We start from the raw sequence: 10641 nt of genomic DNA on the forward strand, positions 1-10641 counted from the left end.
GGTGTCCGGGGCGTCGAGTTATACCACGGGGGCGTGTATTAATGCCGATGGGGGTTACCTGACGATTTGATGGGTGCGCGGTGAAGTCGGGGTCAGAAGAAAGCTTTCTTCTGACCCCACGTTACGGCTTAACCCCGAGTTCGCGCCCTGGAAACGGGGCCTGATGAAAGCCTTCATCTGACCCCAGGTTCAGGTTTCATCTCGAGCCTGGGCCATGAAAATGGGGTCAGATGAACAAGTTCATCAGACCCCGGTGCCGCAGGCTTAACCTCGAGTTTTGGCCTTGATAACGGGGTCAGATGAAAGCTTTCATCTGACCCCACCTTCACGCCAACGCTACCTTCACCCCTCAGGCCGACGCACAGGTCAGCGCCCTGAAATCACCCCGAAGCTCCGCCGCTCGCTCTTCGAGATGCGCCAGATGCGAGGGCGCGCCAGCCTCAATCAGCTCATACATCAGGTCCGCCATCGCCTTCCGGCTCTCGGCCATCATCTCCTTGTGGGCCTCTCCGCGCACCTCTTCCGAGTTCACCAGTAGATAGCGGATTCGCTCACCAAATTCCGGTGAATCCCGCTCTTCCAGTGCATCCAGCAGCGCCAGTTGCCAATTCCGGCGGCCTTCCAGCCAGATTTCGGTCTGCCGTCCCCGGTTTTCCGACCACTCGCGGGCAATTCGTTGTTGCCGGTTGTTCAGGGGCCCGAGCCAGTTTTCGATACGTTCCATCGTCCGCTCAGCCCGGGCGTCGGCTCGTGCCTCGGGAGAATTCCAGGATGAACTTCTCATCCATCTCCCCATGGTTCCGGGCCATGTTTCGGGCAAGTTCGGCGACCTGCTCGTCGCTGAGAGAGCCGAGCAGGTTGGTGGCGGTCGGTGTGGCCTGCTCAAGTAACCCGGGCAGGAAGTCGAACAGGCGCTGCTGGTGGTAGCTGACCTTCTCACGGTCCAGGTCGCCCGACCGGGTGTCCCGGACCAGTTCATCCAGCCATTGGCGATAGCGGGGCAGTTCTGCAGTGCAATGCCACTGCCGGAGGTTGTCGAGGTCCTGCGCCAGTTGCTGTTCCTGCTCGCCGGTCAGGGATACGTAGTCATCGACCCACCAGGTGACGCCCCAATCCGCGTACCGGTAAGCCGTGCGTGTTGAACTGCAGGCCGAGAGTAACGCTATGGTCAGGAATAACACGGTTGCCCGAATCATGGCGCCCGGTCGGCAGGCGAAAGAACTCATTGCGGTGCCTCAGCGTAAAGCCCAATGGAAAAACATTGCATGCTCATTATCATGCAGTGTCTGTCACAGTTATTACGAATCAGGGCCTGGAACGGATGGAGCTGGCAGCAGCTCGCAACGCCCCGGCTTATGGAGATTCAATGTCCAAGCAAAAGTTCGCACGTGTTCGTCAGTTTGTCTTTGCGTTTTACATGTCCGGCATCATGTCCCTGATGATGTCAGGGATCATCACGTTTATTAACACCGGGCTCATCGAGGGCTTCCTGGCGCGCTGGGGCTCTGCCTTCCTCGTGGCCTGGGGCTCGGCATTCCCGCTTGTTATTTTCGTCGCTCCGCTTGCCGGGCGGCTGACGGCACGAACACTTCGTGTGCTGGCGGATGAGAGCTAGCTTCCCGTGCCGTAAGTCCCGTTGTCAAAAATTGTAAATCTGTTTGTTGCACCCATCCGTAGATTGTTTTGCGTACAGTTCATGGAATGAATCTGTGCAGGTTCGAACCATCAAACCCTGATCTGCAACCTCGCAAGTGAGGATGAGTGACAATGAATACAAAATTTGCTTTGCCTTTGGTGGCGGCCAGTAGTGTGTTGTTGGCCGGGTGTTTCGATGGTGACGACGATCCGGCGAAAACCAGCGTCCGGGTCATTCATGCTTCTTCCGATGCGCCGGCAGTCAATGTGCGCGTGAACAATGAAACGGTGGTCTCGGGCGCTGACTACAAGCAGGCCGCTGTGCTGACTCCGAATGCTGGTGCGGCCTCAATTGCGGTGGATGGCATTCTGCCGGGTGGTGAGACTGCCACCGTGATTGATGCAGATGCCTCTCTTCGATTTGATACCAAATACGATGTGATTGCCGTGGGTAAGGTGGGCGACCAGACCATCGCCCCGCTGATCCTTGCTGACGACGGTGAGCGTGAAAGCGCGGACTCTGTCCGTCTCCGGGTTGCGCATCTGTCGCCCGATGCTCAGGACGCAGCCAGTGGTCCCGTTGATGTCTATGTGACGGCGGCCGGTGCAGAACTTCCTGCCGAGGCTACCTTCTCGTTTGCTTTCCAGGAAAGCGTTGGCCCGCTGGAAGTCCCTGCCGGTGAGTATCAGATCCGGGTCACGCCTGCCGACTCCACCACCGTAGTGTACGACAGTGGTTCCGTGGCATTGCCTTCAGGAGCAGATCTTCTGGTGGGCGCCATCGACAACACGGTTTATGGCGAGTCTCCGATCAGTCTGCTGGTAATCAATGGCAGTGAGACGAGTGAGATTCTGTCCGCCGAGACCGGTGCGGATCTTCGGGCAGTTCACAGCGTCTCCGATATTGGGTTTGGAAGAACTGACACTGCCGTTGACGTCTATCTCAATTCAGCTCCCGGAACTGGCACGCCGTTGACCTTCTCCTTCGGTGACACGCTTCCTGACGCCGCCTTTACCGGCAATTACCTGCTTGGTGTACCCGGCGGCGCTGCTGGAGATTACGATCTGGCAGTGACTGCGTCCGGAGACACCACCGCCGTTATCGAGGCAACTCTGACACTCGCCGCGGGTGATCTCAAAACGGTGGTTGCCGCTGGCAGTGCCGACGCAGGCCTTGAAGCACTGGTCTTCAGTGACGACAACCGCAGGATCGCCACTGCTGCGAAACTACGTCTGATTCACGGTGCCGTCGAGGCGCCAACGGTAGATGTATATCTGGTGCCGACAGCTGAGGGTGGTGCAGATGCAACGGTGATCGGCAACCTTGCCGGCTCTCCGACCGTACCCGGCTTCGAATTTGGAGCCAGCACGGGTTATGTGCAGGTAGCCGGCGGCAATTATGTGGCTTTCATTACGGAGGCTGGTAACCCGGCGAATGTGCTCTACAAATCACCGGATCTCGCGCTTTCAGATAGCGGTATCTACACTGCGGTGGCACGTCGGGCACTGAGCGGAAGCGATCCTGTGGCCGGTGTTACCTTGCTGGATGATTTCATCCCGGTACCGCAACCTCAGTAAATAACTTTTTGACTGTTGGATGAAAGCCCCGGAGTGTCCGGGGCTTTTCTGTTATTGAATGGTCACATTCGAGCTGTTCGAATCGGCCCGCGAAATCGCCGTCCCCGTTGGCGGCCGATAATGCAGCGAGTAAAGCACGCGATCAAGCACCGATTTGCCATTCCAGGCCGGGTCGTTGTTCACAATACCTACCACGGCCCAAGTCGTGTTGTTTTCGTCCCTTGTAAAGCCGGCGATCGAGCGAACATGCTCCAGGTAACCGGTCTTGATCCGGCCTGTGCCTTCCATGCCGGCTCGCTTAAGGCGGCGGGCCATGGTTCCGTCCATGGCGGTGATTGGCATTGAGGCCATCAGGTCGGAGGCGAACGGACTGTTCCAGGCATGCTGGAGGATCTGCACGCCCTGGCGAGCCGAGATGCGGCCATGTCGGGTGAGGCCGGCACCGTTGTCGATCACCATGCCAGCGGTATTGATGCCTTTGCCCTCAAGCCACTCGTAGATCACGCGGATACCGGCAACGCGGTCATCCTGTTCATCCTCTTTGCGGTTCTCGGCACCGATAGCCAGCAACATCTGGCGCGCCATGACGTTGCTGCTCCACTTGTTGATGTCTCGAACCATGGTGACCAGGTCCGGAGAGGTGGTTCTCATCACCAGCCGGGCATCGTCGGGGGTCTTGCCGGTCATGCTGGCGCCGCTGATGGTCACGCCGGTTTCCTTGAGTACCGAACGAATCAGGGAAGCGGTGTACTGTTCGTGGGGCAGCAGGGACATGTAGGTGGTGGTGCGGCATCCCTGCGGCAGCTCGCCGGTCACGCGCACGGTGACCTGCATGTTGTCGTCAAACACCGGCTCCCAGTTGAAATCACGGCGGCTGGGGCAGGGGCCCTCCGGGATGGCTGTCACCCGGTTGTCGATCCGGACTTCGCTCAGGTCCGGGGTCGTCCAGGCCTGGGTCCCGCGCTCGTCAGCCCGGACCTGGAAGTGCAGCAGGTTCAGATTGGTCAGGTAGGCCGAAGGCTCCACCAGGAACGGACGGTAGGGATTGTCGCCATTGTCCTCGAATTTCGGGAACCCTTCATCCACGCGGAAATAGCTGCCATCCAGAACCAGATGGCCGTCAATGCTGGTCACGCCCATCTGCCGGAGTTCACGCATGGTGGACCACAGGCGTTCGAGGGTCAGTTTCGGGTCGCCTTCGAACCGGACGTACAGGTTGCCCTTGAGCGTATCGCCGACCATCTGCCCGTCGGTCAGGAAATCGGTATTCCAGTGGTGGGTCGGGCCGAGCATTTCCAGGGCGGCGTAGGTGGTAACCAGCTTCATGATGGAGCCGGGGCTCATCAGTTCGTCAGCGTTCACATACTGCTCGATGCCCGGGCCGTTCAGGGGGACGGCCGCAACGCTCAGGCCTTCCTTGTTGTTCAGTGCCTTGAAGGCGTAATCCCGGACTTCCGTGCTCCAGAGCCGGGTGGGGGAGTCTTCGCTACCTGGTGGCGCGGCTGCCGCCAGTGGTGCGCCCGTAGCCATGACCGCGGCAATTCCCGCGGACAGCACGAACCGACGGCCGGACCTCCTCAGTCCTGCCTGCCTGACGCTGCGTCGCATGACCCTGTTCTTCATGATGTCCATCCGTTGAGTTCTTATGACTAAACAATAGCCGATCCTGGCGCGATGTACTATGCAGAAAAGCTCTACATGACGTTAAAAATTGCCAGTAGAGACGTTGTTTATATTGAATTTTTGTGACGATCTGTAAGGGGCCTTTGGAATCAGTGAGTTAGCTGTACAGAAATTAATCTTGTGGATGTCAATGACTTTGTGTGCGTTTTTTACCGTGGGTTTCACGGCATTTCAGTCATGGAATTTCAGGCTCAATCAGCGTTTCCTGGTTCAGTGACTCGATGACTACAACAAGAACAGGAGGGCGCCATGATTGGTATACCGATCGGGTTGATCACAGCCAATGCCGTTGAGTGGGTATTCCACAAGCACGTTTTGCACAATCGGGGGCGTAACCGGGAGAGTTTCTGGGCGTTCCACTGGCATGATCATCACCGGAATGTCCGCAGGAACGGTTTCCTGGACGAAGACTACCGGCACCCGCCCCTGACCTGGAATGCCCAGACCAAGGAAGTCGTGGCCCTGGTGGCGGGAGCGGCTGCGGTGACACCCCTGCTGCCGGTGGCTCCGTTCTTTGTCGGCACGCTTTATTACAGTGCCTGGAACTATTACCGGGTACACAAGCAATCCCATCTGGATCCGGAGTGGGCCCGGGAGCATCTGCCGTGGCACTATGACCACCACATGGGACCCAATCCCAACGCCAACTGGTGTGTGACCAAACCCTGGTTTGACCACATCATGGGGACACGGGAGCCAATGGCAAACCGGGAGGCCCCCGCATAATGGGCACTCCAATTTCCTGAAACCAAGGACAAACCATGCTGAACGCGTTAAAGCACAACATGAATGTGCTCGAATCCGTGGCAACCTCTTCCTTTACTGCCTGGCGCGGATGCCTGGTGGTGAAGGCGGCGGAGCAGCCGGAAAAACCGATCATTCTCTATGACATGGAAGGCTGCCCCTATTGCCGGCGGGTCCGGGAGGCGCTTACAGCCCTGAACCTGGACGTTGAGATCCGCCCATGCCCGAAGGGCGGTCGGATTTACCGGGCCGAAGCAGAAGCGGTTGGTGGCAAGCAGCTGTTTCCGCTTCTGGTGGATGAAAATACCGGCAAGGTGACGTACGAATCCGAGGATATCGTTGAGTACCTGTTCCGTCAGTACGGTGGCCGGCCGGTTCCCGGTTACTACAAGGCCAGAGTCTGGCAGCCGGTATTTGGTTCGCTGGGCTCTGTCGCCAGCGAAATGCGGGGGTTGCGGGCAACGCCGGGCCAGCGTCCCGAACAGGGCCTGCACCTGTGGAGCTTCGAGGGCAGTCCATTTTCGCGGCTGGTCCGGGAAAAGCTGTGTGAACTGGAGATTCCATACACGCTCCACAATCTCGGCAAGGAACACTGGACCGAAATCGGGCCCGCAAAGCAGCGCATCAAACCCGGGAAGTACCGGCCTCTGCCCGGCGGCAAGCGGGACACCTTTTTTCAGCAACATGGCCGGGTTCAGGTTCCTTACCTGGAAGATCCCAACACGGGAACGTCCATGTTCGAATCGGCGCGTATATTGAAGTATCTGGAGGAACAATACGGCGGTTGAGGCTGTCACTTAAGGCAGATTTCAAGGGAGGGCCACCATGCTGGAGCTTTCAAGACGACGATTCCTGATCGGTGTCGGGCTGAGCGGTCTGGCTGTGGCTTCACCCCGGCTGATAGCAGCCGGCTCGCCAACAGGTGAGCAATCCTTTCATTCCCGTCCCATTCCCTCCACCGGGGAGTCGGTTCCCGCCATCGGCATGGGCACCTGGATTACCTTCAACGTCGGGGGTGATCAGTACCTGATTGATGAGCGCACCCGGGTTCTCGAGACCTTCCTCGCGCAAAACGGCACTGTCATTGACTGTTCACCCATGTATGGCAGTGCAGCCGACGTCATCGGCACCGGGCTGGACAAGCTCGGTGCCCATGACCGCATCTTTGCAGCAACCAAGATCTGGACCAGTGATGGCTCGGAGACCCGGGAACAGGCCGCCACATCCGAGCGCCGATGGGGTATCGACCGCTTCGACCTGCTGCAGGTGCACAACCTGCTGGCCTGGCAGGAACACCTGGCGACGCTGAAAGAGATGAAGGCCGAAGGCCGGGTCCGTTACATCGGTATTACCACCTCCCATGGCCGCCGGCATCGTGAGCTGGCGCGCGTCATGGAAACGGAGCCTCTGGATTTCGTTCAGCTCACCTACAACGTATTGGACCGGGAGGCCGAGGAACGGCTGCTGCCCCTGGCCCGGGAACGGGACATTGCGGTGATCGTGAATCGGCCGTTCCAGGGCGGCTCGCTGTTCCGCCGGTTCCAGTCGGAGCCCTTGCCATCATGGGCAGCAGAGGCCGGTGTGGGCAGCTGGGCCGAGTTCTTCCTCAAGTTCATCATTTCCCATCCCGCTGTCACCTGCGCCATTCCGGCCACGACCAGCGTGGAGCACATGCAGGAGAACATGGGGGCTATGTACGGCCAGCTGCCTGACGCCAGCCAGCGAAGGATGATGGCAGAGTATGTGAGGCAGCTGTGAACCGAGCAACCTGGCTGAGCTATTCATTGCAGGACTTCGTGATGTTCGGCCCGGAGGTATTCCTGAGATTGTTTGCGCGGATCAACCAGGACCTCTGGCCCTGGCTGCTGTTGTGGCCCCTGGCCGGCCTGGTGCTGCCCTGGTTCGGCCGACAGGCCGCCGAGTTGCCGAGGCGGTTGGCGATGGCTCTGGCCGGGCTGGCGTGGATCGGCTGCGGCTACCTGTTCCTGGTGCGCTATTACGGCCCGGTAAACTGGCCCGCCACCGGTTTCGGTTGGGCCTTTGTGGTTCAGGGACTGTTATTGCTGCTGATGAAGGGTAGGGCACTGCCCGCACCGATGACGTGGCCAGTGGCGGTCAGCTGGTGGCTGGCGATACTCCTGTTGCCCTGGCTTTCGGTACTGGAAATGCCCGATCTGTGGGCTCTCGCCCTGTTCGGACTTGCGCCCGGGGTGACCGTTGCCGCCACGGTGCTGCTGTTTGCCGGGCAACCGTCGCCGCTGAGGTGGTTGCTGTTGGCGCTGCCGCTGGCCTGGACCCTGTTCAGTGCGGCCACCTATTGGGCCCTGGGTACCTTCTGGTTGCTGGGCTTTCCGGTGGCCACACTGGTGCTGCTGATTGTCGCGCTCAGGGTCAATCCCAGTCCGGCGCAAAACCCGGGTTCGCAATCCGCTCGCCCCGGTCCAGGGCGTCAATCGCCCTGATTTCATCCTCGGTCAGTTGAATCTCGAGGGCATCCAGGTTGGCCTTCTGGTGGGATGGCCGGGTAGAGGAGGGGATCGGCACCACGCCCCGTGAGGCCACCCAGGCAATGGCAATCTGCGCCGGTGTGGCGTTCCGTTCGCTGGCAATGCGCTGCAAAGTCTCGTCCTCCATGACCTTGCCCACGGCCAGGGGCATGTAACCGGTCACCGTAATGCCCAGTTTCTGTGCGTGTTCCACTACTTTGCGGTTGGCCAGGAACGGGTGGACTTCCACCTGGTTGGTGAGGATGGCGGAGTCACCGAGAATTTGCTTGGCCTGGTCCATCTGGGCACAGGTGAAGTTGGAGATCCCGATGTGCTCGGTCAGCCCCTCGCGCTGGGCATCCCGGAGAGCGCCCAGGTACTCCTCCATGGGCACCTCATCGCCCGGGGAGGGCCAGTGAATGAGGGTCAGGTCCACGTGGTCCGTTTTCAAGCGGGCCAGGCTGTCGTGGAGACTGTTGATCAGATCGCTGGCATGCAGTTTGTCGTGCCAGATCTTGGTGGTCAGGAAGATATCGCGGCGGGGAATGCCGCTTGAGGTGATGCCGTCGCCCACTTCCGCCTCGTTCTCATACATCTGTGCGGTGTCGATGTGGCGGTAGCCCAGCGACAGGGCGCTCTTCACCGCCTCCCGGGCATCATTGCCCTTCAGGCGAAAGGTACCCATACCGATCTTCGGAAGTGTGGTAAACGACATGATCTCTGTCCTCCTGTTCCGTTTCTGTACCAACTGAGATGATGTCGCCAGGGTGGTTCTTCAAGTGGCCCACCGGTATCATCCCGCCGGAGATTCCAACTAGTCTGAAGCGCGAGATTGACCCATGTATACCGGCCAGTGCCTGTGTGGCGACATCACCTTTGAATATGACGGCCCCCTCGGACCGATTTCTCTGTGCCATTGCAGCCAGTGTCGGCGCGCCCATGGCAGTGCCTTCTCGGCCAGCTCGCCGGTGCAGGCGGTGAGGTTCCGGATTCTCTCCCGCGACAACCGGGTGACCGAATACGAGTCCAGTCCCGGCAAGTACCGTGCCTTCTGCAGCCGTTGCGGCAGCCAGCTATACAGCCGGGTGGATGCTATCCCCGGTATCCTGCGCCTGCGGGTGGGCGTGATCAACGAACCCCTGGGCAAAGGCCCGGCGCAGCATGTCTATGTCGGTTCGAAATCGGACTGGTTTCCGATCACCGACGATATTCCCCGGTACGAAAAGACCGAGAGGACCAACGACCCCCACTGAGGGTCAGTTCGCGGGAACGGTCCGGTAAACCTTGCCCCTGGGTGAGTCGGTCAACAGCCAGAGCGCGCCGTCCGGGCCCATGCGCACATCCCGGATTCGCTCGCCAAGGTCCGTCAGCAGATCTTCCTCTTTGGTGACGTCCCCATCCCGGATTTCCAGGCGCACCAGTTTGCGCATTTTCAGTGCTCCCACGAACAGATCACCCTGCCACTCCGGGAACAAATCCCCCGTATAGAACGCCATGCCCGAAGGCGCTATTGATGGATCCCAGTAGTGCAGGGGCTGTGCCATGCCTTCCTTCTTTGTGTGCATGGTGATCGGCAGGCCCGAGTAGTCAATGCCATAGGTGATCTCGGGCCAGCCGTAGTTGGTTCCGGCGGACAGGATGTTGATCTCGTCACCGCCCCTGGGGCCATGTTCGTGGGTCCAGATCTCTCCCGTCTCCGGGTGAATCGTCATGCCCTGGATATTGCGGTTGCCGTAGGTGAAAAACGTATCCTCGGCACCGGCCTTATCCACGAACGGGTTGCCCGGAACCGGCTCGCTGTTGATCGTGACACGGTGCACGCCGCCGGCGCCATCGCCAAGATCCTGGGCCCGGTCCATTTCACCCCGGTCGCCGACGGAAATGTACAGGTTGCCGTCCCGATCAAACTCCATGCGCCCGGCGAAGTGACGGGAGGTATTGGAGCGGGGCAGGGCCTCAAAAATAACCTCTACATCCTTCAGTTCGTCGCCTTCAAGCCGTGCCCGGGCAACCCGGGTGGTCATGCCTTCCCGGGTGCGGTGGGCGTAGCTCAGAAACAGTGTCAGATTGCTTTCGAAATCCGGATGCAAAAGCACATCCAGCAGCCCGCCCTGGCCGGAAACCACCAGGTCCGGAACGCCCGAGATCGGTTCGGGAACAAGTTCGCCATCGCGGATGATCCGGAGTCGTCCGGCCCGCTCCGTCACCAGCTTGTCGCCGTTGGGCAGGAACGCCAGGCTCCAGGGGTGCTCAAGCTCCTCGGCAACGACCTCCAGACGGAAATCCGCTTCATCCGATGAGAATGTCAGGTCAGCGAGAGTTGATAGCGAAAACAGCATCAGCCCGCTGGCCACAGCCAGTTGTTTGCTGGTGAACATGGGAACCTCCGGCCTGCATGGCACCTGGTCTGGAAACTCGGAAGCAACTGCCTCTTCAGCATAGCAGTTGACCCGCTCCACTGCCCTGAACGGGTGTTCTGGAATATAGGGTAATAACCCAGCGTTGGATTACCGTG

The 10641-nt window shown here is 59.6% G+C and carries 12 protein-coding genes; 7 read left to right on the forward strand and 5 right to left on the reverse strand.

The features are described from left to right. Positions 1-349: 349 nt before the first annotated feature. Together ACESMW_RS12645 and ACESMW_RS12650 are read right to left on the reverse strand one after the other, a co-directional pair. Positions 350-724: a DUF6279 family lipoprotein gene (locus ACESMW_RS12645; RefSeq protein WP_372987379.1), complete on the reverse strand. Its 375-nt coding sequence runs from the start codon at positions 722-724 to the stop codon at positions 350-352. A gap of 7 nt (positions 725-731) precedes the next feature. Continuing rightward, a complete protein-coding gene (locus ACESMW_RS12650; RefSeq protein ID WP_372987380.1) occupies positions 732-1226 on the reverse strand; it encodes a DUF6279 family lipoprotein in 495 nt (164 codons plus the stop codon). Between the two features lie 140 nt (positions 1227-1366). Between ACESMW_RS12650 and ACESMW_RS12655 the strand changes: the two genes are divergently transcribed. Then, a complete protein-coding gene (locus tag ACESMW_RS12655; RefSeq protein WP_372987381.1) occupies positions 1367-1615 on the forward strand; it encodes a DUF2798 domain-containing protein in 249 nt (82 codons plus the stop codon). A gap of 152 nt (positions 1616-1767) precedes the next feature. Then, entirely contained in the window at positions 1768-3213 is a 1446-nt protein-coding gene (locus ACESMW_RS12660) for a DUF4397 domain-containing protein (protein ID WP_372987382.1), read from the forward strand. 51 nt (positions 3214-3264) lie between these two features. Here the strand turns inward: ACESMW_RS12660 and dacB are convergent, their stop codons facing one another. Then, on the reverse strand, positions 3265-4743 hold the full coding sequence (dacB, locus tag ACESMW_RS12665) for a D-alanyl-D-alanine carboxypeptidase/D-alanyl-D-alanine-endopeptidase (RefSeq protein ID WP_372987408.1): 1479 nt from the start codon (positions 4741-4743) through the stop codon (positions 3265-3267). 402 nt (positions 4744-5145) lie between these two features. Here dacB and ACESMW_RS12670 point away from each other — a divergent pair, with 402 nt between their 5' ends. The 4 genes from ACESMW_RS12670 to ACESMW_RS12685 are packed head-to-tail and all read left to right on the forward strand — an operon-like array spanning position 5146 to position 8102. Further along, positions 5146-5622, forward strand: coding sequence for a hypothetical protein (locus tag ACESMW_RS12670; RefSeq protein WP_372987383.1), 477 nt, complete (start codon positions 5146-5148; stop codon positions 5620-5622). Positions 5623-5657: 35 nt separating this feature from the next. After that, positions 5658-6428, forward strand: coding sequence for a glutathione S-transferase N-terminal domain-containing protein (locus tag ACESMW_RS12675; RefSeq protein WP_372987384.1), 771 nt, complete (start codon positions 5658-5660; stop codon positions 6426-6428). A 37-nt stretch (positions 6429-6465) separates the two neighbouring features. Then, positions 6466-7398 (forward strand): aldo/keto reductase, encoded by a 933-nt coding sequence (locus ACESMW_RS12680; RefSeq protein ID WP_372987385.1) that lies wholly within the window; start codon positions 6466-6468, stop codon positions 7396-7398. Next, positions 7395-8102, forward strand: coding sequence for a hypothetical protein (locus tag ACESMW_RS12685; protein WP_372987386.1), 708 nt, complete (start codon positions 7395-7397; stop codon positions 8100-8102). The genes ACESMW_RS12680 and ACESMW_RS12685 overlap by 4 nt, the downstream gene beginning before the upstream one ends. Here ACESMW_RS12685 and dkgB read toward each other — a convergent pair. Beyond that, entirely contained in the window at positions 8032-8841 is an 810-nt protein-coding gene (dkgB, locus tag ACESMW_RS12690; protein ID WP_372987387.1) for a 2,5-didehydrogluconate reductase DkgB, read from the reverse strand. The two genes, ACESMW_RS12685 and dkgB, sit on opposite strands and share 71 nt — an antisense overlap. 124 nt (positions 8842-8965) lie before the next feature. Between dkgB and ACESMW_RS12695 the strand changes: the two genes are divergently transcribed. After that, the gene (locus ACESMW_RS12695) at positions 8966-9379 is read left to right on the forward strand and encodes a GFA family protein (protein ID WP_372987388.1); all 414 of its coding nucleotides are present in this window, start codon (positions 8966-8968) and stop codon (positions 9377-9379) included. 3 nt (positions 9380-9382) lie between these two features. On the opposite strand, the gene ACESMW_RS12700 is transcribed toward ACESMW_RS12695, so the two are convergent. Beyond that, complete coding sequence (locus tag ACESMW_RS12700; protein WP_372987389.1) at positions 9383-10504, reverse strand: PQQ-dependent sugar dehydrogenase; 1122 nt, start codon at positions 10502-10504, stop codon at positions 9383-9385. Positions 10505-10641 lie beyond the last annotated feature (137 nt).

The organism is Marinobacter sp. (genome assembly GCF_041690455.1).
Lineage (GTDB): Bacteria > Pseudomonadota > Gammaproteobacteria > Pseudomonadales > Oleiphilaceae > Marinobacter.

Coding starts and splice junctions, on each gene's coding strand:
- ACESMW_RS12645 (WP_372987379.1), bottom strand. CDS start 724: ATGGAACGTATCGAAAACTGGCTCGGGCCCCTGAACAACCGGCAACAA.
- ACESMW_RS12650 (WP_372987380.1), bottom strand. CDS start 1,226: ATGAGTTCTTTCGCCTGCCGACCGGGCGCCATGATTCGGGCAACCGTG.
- ACESMW_RS12655 (WP_372987381.1), top strand. CDS start 1,367: ATGTCCAAGCAAAAGTTCGCACGTGTTCGTCAGTTTGTCTTTGCGTTT.
- ACESMW_RS12660 (WP_372987382.1), top strand. CDS start 1,768: ATGAATACAAAATTTGCTTTGCCTTTGGTGGCGGCCAGTAGTGTGTTG.
- dacB (WP_372987408.1), bottom strand. CDS start 4,743: ATGGCTACGGGCGCACCACTGGCGGCAGCCGCGCCACCAGGTAGCGAA.
- ACESMW_RS12670 (WP_372987383.1), top strand. CDS start 5,146: ATGATTGGTATACCGATCGGGTTGATCACAGCCAATGCCGTTGAGTGG.
- ACESMW_RS12675 (WP_372987384.1), top strand. CDS start 5,658: ATGCTGAACGCGTTAAAGCACAACATGAATGTGCTCGAATCCGTGGCA.
- ACESMW_RS12680 (WP_372987385.1), top strand. CDS start 6,466: ATGCTGGAGCTTTCAAGACGACGATTCCTGATCGGTGTCGGGCTGAGC.
- dkgB (WP_372987387.1), bottom strand. CDS start 8,841: ATGTCGTTTACCACACTTCCGAAGATCGGTATGGGTACCTTTCGCCTG.
- ACESMW_RS12695 (WP_372987388.1), top strand. CDS start 8,966: ATGTATACCGGCCAGTGCCTGTGTGGCGACATCACCTTTGAATATGAC.
- ACESMW_RS12700 (WP_372987389.1), bottom strand. CDS start 10,504: ATGTTCACCAGCAAACAACTGGCTGTGGCCAGCGGGCTGATGCTGTTT.